We start from the raw sequence: 15225 nt of genomic DNA on the forward strand, positions 1-15225 counted from the left end.
GATTCCGGTGAAGGTTTGCTTTGGTGGATCAGAGGGTCTGCGTCGATTTCAGCCCGATGGCAAACTTGTCGATATAAGCGTTGGGGCGATGGCCGTCGTAGACGATGCCGTCGATAAAATGCTTTTGCGGCGCGCGGAAGCCGTCTTCGTGCTTGAAGTCCGGGAACTGGTCCGCACTCACCAGTTTGTCGGCGATCAGCGATTTGGCCGCCGCGCGGTAGATATCGGGGCGGTAGACCTTTTTCGCCAGTGCCAGGTACCAGGCGTCGCTCTTGCCCTCGGCAATCTGGCCCCAGCGGCGCATCTGGGTCAGATACCAGATGGCGTCGGAGTAGTAGGGGTAGGTGGCGTTGTGACGGAAGAAAACGTTGAAATCCGGCACCTCGCGCTTGTCCCCTTTTTCGTACTCGAAGGTGCCTGTCATGCTGTTGGCAATCACTTCGTAGTCGGCGCCGACATAGTTGGACTGGGACAGGATTTTCACCGCTTCCGGGCGATTGGCATTGTGGTTTTCGTCAAGCCAGATGGCCGCGCGGATCAGCGCGCGGGTAATGCGGATGGTGGTGTTGGGGTATTTCTCCGCAAACTCGCGGGTGATGCCGAATACCTTTTCCGGGTTGTTTTTCCAGATTTCGTAGTCGGTGACCACCGGCACTCCGATCCCTTTGAATACCGCCTGCTGGTTCCAGGGCTCGCCCACGCAATAGCCGTAAATGGTGCCGGCCTCCAGCGTTGCGGGCATCTGTGGCGGCGGCGTGACCGACAGCAAGGCGTCGGCCTGTATCTGCCCGGAGGTGTCGCCTTTCGCCGGCGCGTAGTAACCGGGATTGATGCCGCCGGCGGCGAGCCAGTAACGCAGTTCATAGTTGTGGGTGGAGACTGGGAACACCATGCCCATATTGAACGGCTTGCCCGCGGCCCGGTACTTGTCCACCACCGGTTTCAGCGCATCCGCCTTGATCGGGTGTCGGGGCTTACCGTTGGCCGCGGTGGGGATGTTCTTTTTCATCTGTTGCCAGATTTCGTTGGAAACGGTAATGCCATTGCCGTTCAGGTCCATCGAGAAGGGGGTGATGATGTCTGCGTGGGTGCCGTAACCCATGGTGGCGGCGAGTGGCTGGCCGGCCAGCATATGGGCGCCGTCGAGGCGGCCGTCGATAACGCCATCGAGCAACACTTTCCAGTTGGCCTGGGCCTGAATGGTGACGTAGAGGCCCTCGTCTTCGAAAAATCCCTTTTCATAGGCGATGGCGATCGGTGCCATGTCCGTGAGTTTGATAAAACCGAAGGTCAGCTCTTCTTTTTCCGGGTAGCCCAGATCGGCGGCGATTGAGGGCACCGGGCCGCAGGCGAGTGCCATTAGCAGGGATACGCCCCTGAAAAATTTCTTCCATTGCATCTGCTTAACTCCCCTTTTGATGGTCGTCTGCGCTGGCTGCAGCGCAAAAAAAAACGCTCATCGACAGGCTGCACGGGGCAGCGAATCGATGAGCGCCTCTGCTCACGGCCGGCCGAGAATTCCGGTCGGCGACAAATTTTCTGTAGGTGACGGTGGCTGCCGCGGGGCAGCCGGGTGTTTTCCTTCACTGGATGGGTTGCACAGATTGTGCCAAACATATATTGGCGGCGACCACGCGATGCGTGCCGCCTGCTGATCGTGAAATTTAAGGTTTTGTATTTACTGGGTTTTTTATCGCGTGAAAATCGGGTAGCAGGGTGTTCCGGGAGGGCCGACGCAGGCGCGGCACGCGGTGCGCCCGGAGTTCGAGTGAGAATCCGGATTGTGGCGGTGGTGTGAAATGGTGCGCGCTAGCGGCAATTTTTGGTGCGGTTGGCCGCGAGCGGGCACAAAAAAGGCCGGGCAGCGAACTGCCCGGCCCGATTCCGAAACCGTGGGGATCAGAACTGGTAGTTGACGGATACGCCGGCGATCCAAGCTTCGATATTGGTGGTCTTGCCATCGAAGTAGGTCGGCACTGGGGCGGTGGTGAATTCCTGGATGGTTTCATCGTCGCCCCACAGGTAGGCGAAGCCGCCGTCGATGCTCAGGTGCTGATCGAACTTGTAGCTACCGCCGAAGGTTACCCACTGGCGATCGGTGTCCGGGATCGATAGTGTGCGCCAGGTGATCGGCAGGCCGAATGCGTTGGCGGATGCGTCAGTCGGATTGAGGCCGTCGCGCGCGGCACCCTGGTCGTAGGCGTAACCGATGCGCCAGGTGACTTCCTCGCAGGGGTAGTATTCAGCGCCGATGCTGTAGCGCCAGCCGCTCTCGAAGTTTTCTTCCTTGATATGCAGCGGGTTGAAGTCGGGCACTGGTGTACCGTTTACCTTCTGCTCGGGCAGGAAGGCTTCAAGGCGCTCGAAGTCGTTCCAGTCGGTCCATAGGGCGCTCAGGGCCAGTCCCCAGTTTTGACCAAACTTGTGGTAGAAGCCCAGCTCCCAGGTGTCCGGCAGGTCCAGGGTCAGCTTGCCCTTTGTGTTGTGCAGTGGCTGGCCGTTGACGCCGGTGATCAGGTCGGAGCTGACATCGCCTTCCAGTTCCGGGTTCAGCTCGGCGTGGTAGGAAATACCCACGCGGGTGTGGTCGTCGATATTCCACAGGGCGCCGATACTCCAGCTGACATCCCAGTCGTCGCCATCGAGCTTCAGCACGCTGGCGCCGGACAGGTTGCGACCCACCACCGGCGCCAGTACGGGGTCGAGCGGGAAGTTGTTCGGGATCGAGCTTTTAAGGGTGGCATCGGCGTACAGGAAGTTGGCCGCCAGGCCGATGCTGAAGATGTCCCGGTAGTTGTAGGCCACGGATGGGGCAATGTTGACGGTGGTCAGCTGGGTCTTGTTGGCGATGCTGGTTACCAGCCAGTCGTTGTCAAAATCGGTTTCCAGGCCGTAGTTGGAGTACGCGGACACGCCGAATGACCAGCAGGGGTCAATCGGCACCGCGAGGGAGAAGTTGGGAACCCAGGCGCTGGTGGCGTAGTCGTTCGCAGTATCATGCAGCGGTTCCAGGGGGGTGTAACCGCCAGTTGTGGTGTTCGGCAAGAAGTAGGTGACGTCGCCGGCCGCGTCGATTTCCGGATTTACGTACAGCGCGCCGCCGGACAGGCTGATCGTTTTAAACAGGGCGGAACCCGCGGGGTTGCGCGTGAGGATCGAGGTGTTGTCGCCAATGGTGTTTTCCCCGGCGAAGGCGCGGCCGAGACCGGAGCTGCTGGTTTCATTCAGGAAAAAACCAGCTGCCATGGTGCCGCTGGACACTGTGCTGATCGCTGCTGCGAGCAGCGCGCGTCGCAGAATAGTGCTTTTCATTGAGATTCCACTCTTTTTTATTGCCGTTAACAAGAAGCCACTGCTCTAACAGCGCTGAGCCGCCAGTGGCGGGAAAGCCGGTCGCTTTCGTGACAAATTCCCTGGTGCCGGAAGTTTAGCAGCGCCAAACTGGCGGACCAGTGGAATTTTGCGACTTTATAAAGACAAAAGAGCGAAAAATCTATTGAGTGACGTGCTTTTTTTTCACGTTTTAGATGAAGCGAGAAAATTTATTGACGAGCACCGACGCTTTTTCCATCTATGGATAATTCGGTCAATTCAATCTGGTAGGTTTTGCCATCTTCGCTCTGCATCAGTTTAACCAGCGCATAGTTCCACTGCGGTGCAAACCAGATACTGGTCTCGCGATCGGAATCGCCGTCGGGCACCCGCTTTACGCGCACCGTTTCCACTTCCCCCAGCGGCGTGCGCAGCATTTCCCGGCCGTCGACGGCAAAATTGTATTCATTGAGTCTTTTGCCGTCGGCAATCTGATAATTCAGGTTTTTTTTGCCGGCAGCCACATCGAGTGCCAGCTGTAACTGGTAGGTTAATTTGTCGTGTACGTCGCGCGGCACATTATCGAGTGTGCGCTTGGGCCTGTTCAGGTTGACCACGCGATGCTCGGCCTGCTCGAAGTTCAGCCGCGTGTGGCGGTCCCGGCCGAGGCCGGTTTTGTGGTATTCGTAATGCTGTGGGTGCAGCTGTCCATTAACGTCGCGAAAGCGGGAAAATTCGCGGATGCCGGCGAACAGGGAGTCGACATCAAAGTCCAGGCGCCAGCTGCCGTCGCTGCCACTCAGGCGGCGCTTGGCAGTGACGCCGATGGCGCCATAGTGCGCGGTATAGGTGGCGACGAAGGGTTTGAGTTGCGGCTGATCTGCTGCCTGCGCCGGCAGCACGGCGATCAGGCAGAGGAATAAAAACGTAAGAATGCGAACCGGCACTGGGACCTCCTGTTGTCGAAGTCCCGCACCGCGATGACGCCGGTGCGGGAAATGTGTTCACACACATTACTGACCGCAAGTCGGCGACAAAAGTGCCGCCGGATCAACCGGTCACTGTGTACCCGCTGCGCGGCAGCGGTTCGCCGTCGAGTTCGACACGGTCGTCCAGCATACGCAGACGACCCCGGGCGAACCAGGATACTGCCATAGGGTAGATGAAGTGTTCCTGAATCTGCACCCGCGCGGCGAGTGTGTCGGCACTGTCGCCGGGCTCGACCGGTATCCGCGCCTGGATGATGGCGGGGCCGCCGTCCAGCTCCTCGGTGACGAAGTGTACCGTAGCGCCGTGTTCGCGGTCGCCGGCGTCCAGGGCGCGCTGGTGGGTATGCAGCCCCTGGTATTTGGGCAGCAGCGACGGATGGATATTGAGCAGGCGACCGCTGTAGTGGCGCACGAACTCCGGCGTGAGGATACGCATGAAGCCGGCCAGCACCACCAGTCCGGGCTGGTGCCGGTCGATCTCTTCGATCAGGGCGCGATCGAACGACTCGCGGTCGGCAAAATCCCGGTGGCTGACGGCAACGGTGTTGATACCGGCGTCGCGCGCGCGGGTGAGGCCGTAGGCCTCCGCCTTGTTGCTGATCACCGCGCACACGTTGAAATCGGCATCCGCTGCGGCGGCGCCGTCGATCAGCGCCTGCAGATTGGTGCCGCTGCCGGAGATCAGCACTACGACATTACATTTATCCCGCGACATCAGAGTCCCGCCAGCTCTACCGCTTCACCGCCGTCGCTGGCCGCTTCGATGCTGCCGATGACAAAGGCGTCCTCGCCCAGCTGGCGCAGGGTGGCCAGCGCGGCGTCCGCCTGGTCCGCGGGTACGCAGATCACCATGCCCACACCGCAGTTGAAGGTGCGGTACATTTCGCGGCGCTCGATATTGCCGGCCTCGCGCAGCCAGTCGAACACCGGCGGCAGTTCCCAGCTGGTGACGTCGATGCGCGCACAGGTGCCCTCGGGCAGGACTCGGGGCAGGTTTTCCAGCAGGCCGCCGCCGGTGATGTGGCTGAGCGCATTGACCTGGTGGGATTTCATCAGCTCCAGCAGGTTCTTCACATAGATGCGGGTCGGCGCCATCAGCGCCCTGGCCAGGGTGGTATCGCCCATCGGTTGTTGCAGGTCGGCACCGCTGATCTCCAGCACCTTGCGGATCAGCGAGTAGCCGTTGGAATGCGGGCCGCTGGCGCCGAGGCCGATCAGCTTGTCGCCGGCCCGGACTTTGCTGCCGTCGATGATTTCGGATTTCTCCACCACGCCCACGCAGAAGCCGGCCAGGTCGTAATCGTCACCCTCGTACATACCGGGCATTTCCGCGGTCTCGCCGCCCACCAGGGCACAGCCGGACAGTTCACAACCCTGGCCGATACCGGTAACCACCTCCGCGGCGATATCCACGTTGAGCTTGCCGGTGGCGTAGTAGTCGAGGAAGAACAGCGGCTCGGCGCCGGCCACGACCAGATCGTTGACACACATGGCCACCAGGTCGATGCCGATGCTGTCGTGGATACCCAGATCCATGGCCAGGCGCAACTTGGTGCCCACACCGTCGGTGCCGGAAACCAGCACCGGCTCCCGGTAGCCGCTGGGCAGCTCGCACAGCGCGCCGAAGCCGCCCAAGCCTCCCATCACCTCGGGGCGCGCGGTGCGCTTGGCGACGTGCTTGATGCGCTCGACCAGGGCGTTGCCCGCGTCGATATCGACACCGGCGTCTTTGTAGGACAGTGACTGTTGCGGCTTGGAATCGCTCATGATTCATCCTGCTGTGGGGGCTCGAAGGGCGCGTATTCTAGTGGAAAATATCCCCATTGTGCGAATAGACGGGCATTTCCCGCAAATCTCCCGCTGTGACGGCCGCAGCGGGCGTAACTTTGCGAGAAATGCGGGCCAGGTACTGGGAGAAATAACCGACACTGATACAATAGCCGCAATTCGAGCCCTGTCCGCCGTGTTTGGCGGCCGGGGCCGCTTCCGCAGATAAGAAGTTTTGGGGAGAGAACCAATGTTTCAGCTGCTCCGGCGCGGTTGGGCGTCCAGCCTGGTGGCACTGCTGTTATGTGCCGTGGTATTGCCGGCCCAGGCGCGGGTGATTCCGGACCTGTATGAGGTGGTCGAGGCGGTGCCCAGTCGCGGCGCCACCGATCGCGCGGACGCCAGTAGTCGCGGCCTGGAACAGGTATTCGTGCGCGTCACCGGCGATGCCGATATCGGTAGCAACCCGCAACTGAAGCCGCTGCTGGCGGCTGCCCGGCAGTATGTGCAGAGCTATCGCTACGAGTCGGAAGACAACCAGCTGTACCTGCACCTGTCCTACGATCCCCAGGCCGTGGCGGAACAGGTGCACAAGCTGCAGTTGCCGATGTGGCCCAACAACCGTCCCGCGACCCTGGTGTGGCTGGCGGTGGACAGCCTGCGCGACGGCCGCAGCGCGCTCAGCGAGAACGACAGCCCCGAGCTGTACGCGGCGCTCGACGGTATCGCCATGCAGCGCGGGTTACCGGTGGATTTCCCGGTCATGGACGCCAATGATCGCGGGAAAATGCCGCTGGGTAACCTGTGGGCGCAGGACGAACAGGCCGCCGAGCGCGCCGCCGTGCGCTATCGCCCCGACGCCACACTGATGGGCCGGTTGCTGGAGATTTCCGACAATCGCTGGCAGGCCAACTGGCTGCTGATCCAGGGCGGGCGCAGCTACGCCTTCGATGCCAGTGGTGACTCCATGGAGCAGGTGGCCATGCGCGGTATCGACGAGGCGGCCAATGTACTGGCGCAGCGCTACGCGGTACGCCCCGACAACGGTGGCGGCCAGCAGAGCGCGGTGGTGGTGGAAATCTCCGGTGTCGACAGCTTTGCCGCCTACACCGCCGCTTCCAGTTACCTGCAGGGGCTGGCACAGGTCAGTGCCGCAGAGCTGTTGTCTGTCGATCGCGACCGTCTGCGTTTTGCCCTGACTACCGCGGCGCCGCTGCCGCGGTTGCGCGACGCGCTGGCGCTGAACCGCAAACTGCATCAGCGCGCTGACGAAGGCCCCATTGACCTCAGTGGTTACCGCGCCCCCGCGGGCAGTGCGCAGAACCCCCTGAGCTACGACTGGCACTGAGATGACCAGAGACAAGGGCGTTCCGCAGCAGCTGTCGCTGGGGGTTTCCCTGCGGGACGACGCCACCTTCGATAATTTCTATCTGGCGCCGTCGGACACCAATCAACAGGTAGTGGTCGCGCTGGAGCAGTTTGCCGGCGGCCAGTCGATCGAGCCGGTGATCTATGTCTGGGGCGAGGCCGGTAGCGGCGTCAGCCACCTGCTGCAGTCGGTGTGCCAGCGCGCCGACGCCGGCGGCCGCAGTTTCCAGTACCTGCCGCTGGCAGAGCTGCTGGACATAGATCCGTCGGTAGCCCTCGACCGCCTGGAGCAGCTGGACCTGGTCTGTATCGATGACCTGCACCTGATCGAGGGGCAGTCGGAGTGGCAGACGGCGCTGTTCCACCTGTACAACCGCGTACGTGACAGCGGCCGCCAGCTGTTGCTGGGGGCGCGCAAGTCGCCGCGCAATCTGTCGCTGGAGCTCGCCGACCTGACGTCGCGGCTGCAGTGGGGCCTGACTTTCCAGCTGCGCCCGCTCAACGACGGCGACAAGCTCACGGCCCTGCGCCAGCGCAGCCGCCTGCGCGGTTTCGACCTGCCGGAAGACGTCGCCCAGTACATACTGCACCGCGCGCCGCGGGATACCCGCGCGCTGTTCGATTGCCTCGAACAGCTCGACCGGGCGTCGCTGGTGGCGCAGCGCAAAATCACCATTCCGTTCGTCAAGCAGGTGCTCAATATCTGATTGACTGTGGCTGCGCGCGACCCGCCGTTGGCGCGCGCAGCCCCTCGTAGCTCCAAATCCTCCCGATACCCTCTGCTCCACAGCCATTCAGAGATGCAGCACCTGCCGGTATTCCGGCACTATGGGGTGGAAGTTGGTGTGTTCCTTCAGGTAGAAGCGCAACGCATCGGCGGCATCCGGCTCGCCGTGCACCAGCTGGACCGGCGTATCCGCCTGCATTTGCGACTGCTGCAGCCAGGCACCGAGTTCACGGTAATCGGCGTGCGCGGACATCCCCTCGATCATCTCTACCTGCGCCCTGCAGGGTACCTGCTCGCCGTGAATTTTCACCGTGGTACCGCCGCCAGTGAGCCTCGCGCCGCGGGTGCCGCCGGCCTGGTAGCCGCAGAAGAGCAGGGTGGTGTGGTGGTCGGGCAGCAGCCGTTTCATGTGGTGCAGGATGCGCCCGCCGGTGGCCATGCCGCTGCCGGCGATGATGATGTGCGGGTACTGGATGTTCTCCAGCGCCTTGGATTCGTCGACGCTGTGGGTGTAGATGATGCCGCGGTGCATATGCTGGCACTCGGCGGGGCTCAGGCGATGCTGGTCCGCATACTGGCAGTAAAGGTCGGTGACATCGATGGCCATGGGGCTGTCGAGATAGATCGGCAGCTCTGGAATGTCGCCACTGTCCATCAGGGTCACCAGCAGATACTGCAGTGCCTGGGCGCGGCCCACGGCAAAGCTCGGGATCAGCAGCACGCCACCGTGGCTGGCGGTTTCATTGACTACCCGCGCCAGTTCGTGGTGCACATCGACCTGCGGGTGGCGGCGGTTGCCGTAGGTGGACTCCATCAGCAACAGGTCCAGTTCCGGCAGTGGCTGTGGCGGGCGCATGATCAGGTCGTTGGGTCGGCCAACGTCGCCGGAAAAGCCGACCCGGGTACCGTTGTTGTCGACGATCGCACTGCCGGCGCCGAGGATATGTCCGGCCGGCTGCAGGTGCACCCGGCTGTTGCCGATGGAAAATTCCTGGCCGAAATCCAGCGGCTGGAACAGCTCCATACTGCGCTCGGCGGTCTCACCGTCGTACAGCGGTTCCGGGTGCGTGTGTTTACTCAGCTTGTGGCGGGCGTAGAAGCGCGCATCCTCTTCCTGGATACGGCCGCTGTCCGGCAGCAGGATGCCGCACAGGTCGCGGGTGGCACGGTGGCAATAGACCGGGCCACGATACCCCTGCTGATATAGCCGCGGAATATAACCGGAGTGATCGATATGGGCGTGGGTCAGGACCACCGCATCCAGGCGCCCGATATCGAACGCCTGTGGCTGCCAGTTGCGCTCGCGCAGCCATTTGTAGCCCTGGTAGAGGCCGCAGTCGACGAGGAAGTTGCAGTCGCCGTCTTCGATCAGGAACTTGGAACCGGTAACCGTCTGGGTGGCGCCGAGAAAAATCAGTTTCATGAGATCAGCCTCCACGAATACCTTGGAGCTTGGTTTGAATCGAGCCGAGCCGGCCGGGGCGTGGCGAATTGCCGCGCGATGGCGGTAAGCAGCGGCAATGTCACGGTTTCCCACCGATCTTGAACAGGTCGCGGTTATCGCGGAAGTAGTCCCGTGCGTAGATCAGCTCGCCGGCAGTGTCCGCATACAGGGTGGCCAGGGGCTGGCCGGCGATCACCGGATCCCCGACCTTGACGTGCAGGCGCAGCCCCGCTGCGGCGGAAGAGGGCGCGCCGGCGAGCTTGGCCAGCTGGGCCAGGCGCCGGTTGTCCATGTCGAGCAGGTGACCGTTGCGGTCGGCGCGCAGCGCCGTGCGGTGGGGCGCTTCGACAATCTCCTTCAGACCGCCCTGGGCGGCGCAGATACGCTGGAACTGTGTCCAGGCGCGCCCCGAGTGCAGGATTTCCCGCGCCCTGGCCAGTGCACTGGATTCGTCGCTGCCCGACTGCATGACCAGCAGTTGTGCGGCCAGATAGAGGGCGCGCTCGGTCAGGTCTGCGGGGGCCTCGGCGTGGTTTTGCAATACCGCGATGACATCGCGGGCTTCCTCGGTGGGGCCGATGCCGTTGCCGATCGCCTGGCTGCCGTCGGTGATGACACAGCGCAGCCGCAGTTGCAGCGCCGCTGCAGCAGCGTGAAACAGTTCGATCAGCCGCTCGGCCTGGACGCGGTCGCGCAGCTTGGCGGTGGGGCCGACCGGCATGTCGATGAGGATATCGGTGGAGCCGGCGGCGACTTTCTTCGACAGCACCGAGGCCACCAGCTGCCCCTCGCTGTCGAGATCCAGCGCGCGCTCGATGCGGATCAGCTGGTCATCGGTGGGGCTCAGCCCCACGCGCCCGCCGGCGGCCAGGCAGGCGCCGGTCTCGTTGACCACCCGCTGCAGTTGCTCGAGGCTCAGGTCCACTTCGGTGAGCACTTCCATGGTGTCGGCGGTGCCGGCGGGCGAGGTGATGGCGCGCGACGAGGTTTTGGGAATCACCAGTCCGGCGGCGCTGCAGATGGCGATGACGATGGGGGTGGTGCGATTGCCGGGCAGGCCGCCGATGCAGTGCTTGTCGAACACGTGGGTGTAATTGGGCCAGCGGATGGTATTGCCCGCGCCGACCATCGCCCGCGTCAACGCGATCACTTCCGCCGTCGTCAGGCGCTCGCCGGCACAGGCGGTCAGGAAGCTGGCAATCTCGATATCGGAATAGAGCCGGCGGTTGATGTCGCGCACGATCGCCTGCAGTTCGATCGCCTGCAGTTCATGGCCGTAGATCTTTTTGCGCAGCGCGCTCAGCGAGTGCACCTGCGGCGTGTGCCGCACCCGCACCAGCTGCTCCGGTTCCAGCCGCAGGTACTGCCAGCTGCTCTCGGAGAAACCGATGGTACCTTCCGGCAGCAGTGCCGCACTGACCATGTTGAGCGTGGCAATCAGGTGGCGCTCGCCGGTGTGAATCTGCAGGCGCGTGTTGGCGGTGAAGCCTTCGGCGTGGCAGATGGCGCAATCGCTGCGCATGAACACGATGGGCTCTTCGTGGGTATCGATACCCATACGCACGGCGCGCAATTGACCGGTGGCGACCATAGACTTCCCGTTAACCTCAGGCGCTGATTCCGCACTTCGCCGGCGGGATCACTGTAATAATTGTGGCAGCTAAAGTTACAGGCGGTGGTCAGGGCTGTTTTTATGCCCGCCGTAGCAGACACCGGATTGCCGATATGCAGAATTTTCATAAAATCCTGTTCGTCAGTCATGGCGCTGGCGACGAGAGCGACGGCCTGATGCAGGCCGTCAGTACTGCCCGCAACAGCGGCGCCGAGTTACAGGTGCAGATAGCCTGCCCGCCGCTGCCGGACGAGTTCGAAGGTTACCGTGAGGCCTATGTCGACGGCCTGCGCGGTCATGTCGAGGCGACCCTGACGATCGTGCGTGACAACCTGCGCCTGGCGCAGGATGAGTTACCGGTGGCGATGGCGGTGGACTGTGGGAAAAATCCTGCCGAGCGCATCACCCGCCGTGTGTTGGACGAGGACTTCGATCTGGTCATCAAGAATGTAGAGGGGGCGGACCAGGGGCGTGGATTCCGCGCACTGGATATGGAGCTGTTGCGCAAGTGCCCCTGCCCGGTGTGGCTGTGCCGCCCGATCCGCCATTCGCGGCCGGATATCAATGTCGTGGTGGCTGTCGATCCGGAGTGCGAGGGCGGCGCCGCCTACGACCTGGCGATTCGCCTGTTGCGCCTGTCGAGGGCACTGGCGGACACCTGCAGCGGCACGCTGCACGTGGTGTCCTGTTGGGAGTACGACGTGGACAGCTACCTGCGCCAGCATGTCTCCATCGAGGCCTCCGACGAAGAGATAGACCGCATTATCGAACGTGCCGGTTCCCGGCATCGCGGCCAGCTGGATGCGCTGATCCATGCGGCGGGTATCGGCGGGCCGGTGGAGATTCACCACGCGGTGGCACGCGCCGAGCGCTTTATCCCCCTGCTGATCGAGGAGCGTGGCTTCGACATCCTGGTGATGGGCACGGTTGCGCGCAGCGGTATTCCCGGTTTTATCATGGGCAATACGGCGGAAAATATTCTGCGCAAGGTGAGCTGTTCACTGCTGGCGTTGAAGCCGAGTGATTTTGTGTCGCCGGTTAAACCGTAGGAGCCTGCTTGAAATCTTGCTCCGTACCGGCCGCGCACGGAATTAAGGACTCCCCGCCAGAACAAGCTGGCTCTGGCGGTCTGAGGTGCGCGGACTGCCGGGCGGCAGTCCGCGATAGGATTACTTGCCGGCTTTAACCTTGGCAATCCACTGATCCACCAGCTCTTCCAATACGTCCAGCGGCACGGCGCCGTTGGCCAGTATCGTGTCGTGGAAGGCGCGGATATCGAACTGGTCACCCAGTTCTTTTTTCGCCTTGGCACGCAGTTCGAGAATCTTCAGCATGCCGATCTTGTAGGCGGTCGCCTGTGACGGCATGACGATATAACGCTCGATCGCCTTGACCACATCCCCGTGCGGATTGGGGGTGTTTTCCTGCAGCCAGTCGATTGCCTGTTCGCGGGTCCACTTCTTGCGGTGAATGCCGGTGTCCACCACCAGGCGGCAGGCGCGCCACAGCTCCATGGCCAGACGGCCGAAATCGGAGTAGGGATCCTTGTAGAAGCCCATCTCTTTCGGCACAAACTCGGAGTAGAGACCCCAGCCTTCCACGTAGGCGGTGTAGCCGCCGAATTTGCGGAACTTGGGAATACCTTTCAGTTCCTGGGCGATGGAAATCTGCATATGGTGGCCGGGAATGCCCTCGTGGTAGGCCAGCGCCGCCATCTGGTAAGTGGGCATGTCCGCCATGTTGTACAGGTTGGCGTAGTAGATGCCGGGACGCGAGCCGTCCGGGGCCGGTCGTTCGTAGAACGCCTTGCCGGCGGATTTTTCCCGATAGGGCTCCACCGCCTTGACCACCAGGTCCGCCTTCGGCAGCGTCAGGAACAGCTCGGGCAGGTGCTCCTTCATGTTGTCGATCAGCGCCGTGGCTTCTTTCAGGTAGCGCTGGCGGCCGGCATCGGTGTTGGGGTAGTAGAACTGCTTGTCGGTGCGCATGAACTTGAAGAAGTCCTGCAGGGTGCCCTTGAAGCCGACCTCCTTCATGATACCGCGCATCTCGCCGTGAATGCGTTTGACTTCCTTGAGGCCGATCGTGTGGATCTGGTCCGCGGTGAGATCTGTGGTGGTGGTGCGCTTCAGGGCAAAATCGTAGAAGTCGTTGCCATCGGGGAATTTCCACGCGCCGTCGTCGGTGGTGGCTTTTTTCTCCAGTTCACCCAGATAGCTGATCAGGTGCTGGTAGGCGGGTTCGGTGCTCTCCAGCAAGGCCTGTTTGGCGTCGGCAATCAGCTGGTCCTTCTGCGCCTGGTCGATTTCCAGCTTGGCCACCTTGCCCTTGAAATCGGCAAACAGGGTGTTGTCCTTGCCGTCGTCATAGGGCGCGCCACTGATCAGGTTTTTGCTGTCGCTGATCACATAGGGGAAGACGAACTTGGGCGCGATGATGCCTTTGTCAGCGCGCTCCTTGAGACCGGCGATCAGCTGGTCGAAGAGTGTGGGCAGCGCATTCAGGCGTGCGATATACGCCCTGGCATCGCTGACATCATCGATGCGATGCTGGTTGATCAGCAGCGACGGCACGCTCGAGTGGGTGCCGAACATCTGGTTGACCGGGTAGTTGTACAGGCGCCACTTGTAACCTTTGATATCCATCTGCAGGTTGCGCTTGTACAGCTCGAGGCTCAGGCGAGTGGCGTCGTCCAGTTTGGCCGGATCGAGCTTCTGCAGTTGTGCCAGCTGGCGTTGGTTAAGGGCGTGGGTCTCGGCGGCGAATGCGTCGGACAGGTCATCCCACTTGTCGTAGTCCTTCTTGATGCCGAGCGCGGTTTCAAACTCGGGGCTGCGCGCCAGTTGCTGCTGGAAAAGATCCTCGAACAGCTGGTTGGCATCGGCGATGGCCTGGGGGTCGCCGGCGGTGCTTTTGGCAGTGCTGTCGGCGGCGGTTTGCTGGGCAGCGGGTTTGTCGGCGGCGGCTTTGACGGCCGTGTCGGCGTCGTGTTTCTGGCCGCAGCCGGCCAGCAGCAGGGTGCCGATCGCGGCAGCCAGCAGGGAAATGGGTAATTTCATGATCCTGTCCCGTGTGCGATTGATAGTCGTTGTTGTTTTTATACGGCTGATACAAAAAAGCGGGCCTTAGCCCGCTCTTTTGATCAACGCTGGAATCAGGCGAAGTTCTGGTTGACGAAGTCCCAGTTCACCAGAGCCCAGAAGGCTTCCATGTACTTCGGCCGCGCATTGCGGTAATCGATGTAGTAGGCGTGTTCCCACACGTCGCAGGTCAGCAGCGGAGTCTGGTCGGCTTCGGTAACCGGAGTTGCGGCGTTGGAGGTGTTGACGATGGCTACGGAGCCGTCGCCTTTCTTGACCAGCCAGGTCCAGCCGGAACCGAAGTTGTTGACGGCGCTGTTGGTGAATTCTTCCTTGAACTTGTCGAAGGATCCGAAGGCAGCGTTAATGGCCTCGGCCACGGCGCCGGTGGCTTCACCGCCGCCGTTCGGGCTCAGGCAGTTCCAGTAGAAGGTGTGGTTCCACACTTGAGCGGCGTTGTTGAAGACACCGCCGGAAGCGCCTTTGATGACCTCTTCCAGGGATTTATCGGCTTCCGGAGTACCTTCCAGCAGGCCGTTCAGTTTGTCGACGTAAGTCTTGTGGTGTTTGCCGTAATGGTACTCGAGGGTTTCCTCGGAGATGTGCGGTTCCAGGGCATTCTTTGCGTAAGGGAGTTCGGGCAGTTCGAAAGCCATTTCTTCCTTCCTTATGTTTCCGGGTTATTGGTGGGGGGCATTCTACACCCGCGGGTCACCTTAATTAACCCGCAGCTGAATCAGAATACCGTCTGATGGGGACGAATTTTCCAAACCCAAGGGGCTGAGCGCGCGCGGGGCGGCGATTTTGCGCTATTGCTGCCGTTTGTGGCACTTTTGGCGGCAACAGAGTTCCAACTAACTGTAATTTGGCGCGGTCGGGCAGATGCTAATCTTCGATAGTGACTGCTTACTTTTTCGTCAATTTTT

12 protein-coding genes are annotated in these 15225 nt (G+C 61.8%); 3 read left to right on the plus strand and 9 right to left on the minus strand.

Features of this window, described 5'->3' with window-relative positions:
* Positions 1–28: 28 nt before the first annotated feature.
* The 5 genes from ABDK11_RS05355 to purM all read right to left on the minus strand — a co-directional run bounded on the left by ABDK11_RS05355 (position 29) and on the right by purM (position 6068).
* Positions 29–1360 carry a CmpA/NrtA family ABC transporter substrate-binding protein gene (locus ABDK11_RS05355; RefSeq protein WP_346840178.1) on the minus strand — a complete coding sequence of 444 codons (1332 nt, stop codon included), beginning with the start codon at positions 1358–1360 and terminating at the stop codon, positions 29–31.
* A 539-nt stretch (positions 1361–1899) separates the two neighbouring features.
* Complete coding sequence (locus ABDK11_RS05360) at positions 1900–3312, minus strand: outer membrane protein transport protein (protein ID WP_346839269.1); 1413 nt, start codon at positions 3310–3312, stop codon at positions 1900–1902.
* A 230-nt stretch (positions 3313–3542) separates the two neighbouring features.
* Entirely contained in the window at positions 3543–4259 is a 717-nt protein-coding gene (locus tag ABDK11_RS05365; RefSeq protein WP_346839270.1) for a DUF3108 domain-containing protein, read from the minus strand.
* Between the two features lie 103 nt (positions 4260–4362).
* Positions 4363–5016, minus strand: a complete 654-nt coding sequence (gene purN, locus ABDK11_RS05370; protein WP_346839271.1) for a phosphoribosylglycinamide formyltransferase — start codon at positions 5014–5016, stop codon at positions 4363–4365.
* Positions 5016–6068, minus strand: coding sequence for a phosphoribosylformylglycinamidine cyclo-ligase (gene purM / locus ABDK11_RS05375; protein WP_346839272.1), 1053 nt, complete (start codon positions 6066–6068; stop codon positions 5016–5018). The genes purN and purM overlap by 1 nt, the downstream gene beginning before the upstream one ends.
* A gap of 250 nt (positions 6069–6318) precedes the next feature.
* On the opposite strand from purM, the gene ABDK11_RS05380 reads away from it, so the two are divergent.
* Complete coding sequence (locus ABDK11_RS05380) at positions 6319–7416, plus strand: DUF2066 domain-containing protein (RefSeq protein WP_346839273.1); 1098 nt, start codon at positions 6319–6321, stop codon at positions 7414–7416.
* A gap of 1 nt (position 7417) precedes the next feature.
* A complete protein-coding gene (gene hda, locus ABDK11_RS05385; RefSeq protein WP_346839274.1) occupies positions 7418–8143 on the plus strand; it encodes a DnaA regulatory inactivator Hda in 726 nt (241 codons plus the stop codon).
* Positions 8144–8230: 87 nt separating this feature from the next.
* Here hda and ABDK11_RS05390 read toward each other — a convergent pair whose 3' ends face one another.
* Both ABDK11_RS05390 and ABDK11_RS05395 read right to left on the minus strand, forming a co-directional pair.
* Positions 8231–9586: an MBL fold metallo-hydrolase gene (locus tag ABDK11_RS05390; RefSeq protein WP_346839275.1), complete on the minus strand. Its 1356-nt coding sequence runs from the start codon at positions 9584–9586 to the stop codon at positions 8231–8233.
* A gap of 100 nt (positions 9587–9686) precedes the next feature.
* Positions 9687–11198: a thymidine phosphorylase family protein gene (locus ABDK11_RS05395; protein ID WP_346839276.1), complete on the minus strand. Its 1512-nt coding sequence runs from the start codon at positions 11196–11198 to the stop codon at positions 9687–9689.
* A gap of 134 nt (positions 11199–11332) precedes the next feature.
* On the opposite strand from ABDK11_RS05395, the gene ABDK11_RS05400 reads away from it, so the two are divergent.
* Entirely contained in the window at positions 11333–12268 is a 936-nt protein-coding gene (locus tag ABDK11_RS05400) for a universal stress protein (protein WP_346839277.1), read from the plus strand.
* A 120-nt stretch (positions 12269–12388) separates the two neighbouring features.
* Here the strand turns inward: ABDK11_RS05400 and ABDK11_RS05405 are convergent, their stop codons facing one another.
* Positions 12389–14278 carry a DUF885 domain-containing protein gene (locus ABDK11_RS05405; protein WP_346839278.1) on the minus strand — a complete coding sequence of 630 codons (1890 nt, stop codon included), beginning with the start codon at positions 14276–14278 and terminating at the stop codon, positions 12389–12391.
* 95 nt (positions 14279–14373) lie between these two features.
* Positions 14374–14955 carry a superoxide dismutase [Fe] gene (gene sodB, locus ABDK11_RS05410; protein ID WP_346839279.1) on the minus strand — a complete coding sequence of 194 codons (582 nt, stop codon included), beginning with the start codon at positions 14953–14955 and terminating at the stop codon, positions 14374–14376.
* Between the last annotated feature and the right edge of the window lie 270 nt (positions 14956–15225).

Source organism: Microbulbifer sp. SAOS-129_SWC (genome assembly GCF_039696035.1).
In the GTDB taxonomy this organism is placed as follows: Bacteria; Pseudomonadota; Gammaproteobacteria; order Pseudomonadales; family Cellvibrionaceae; genus Microbulbifer.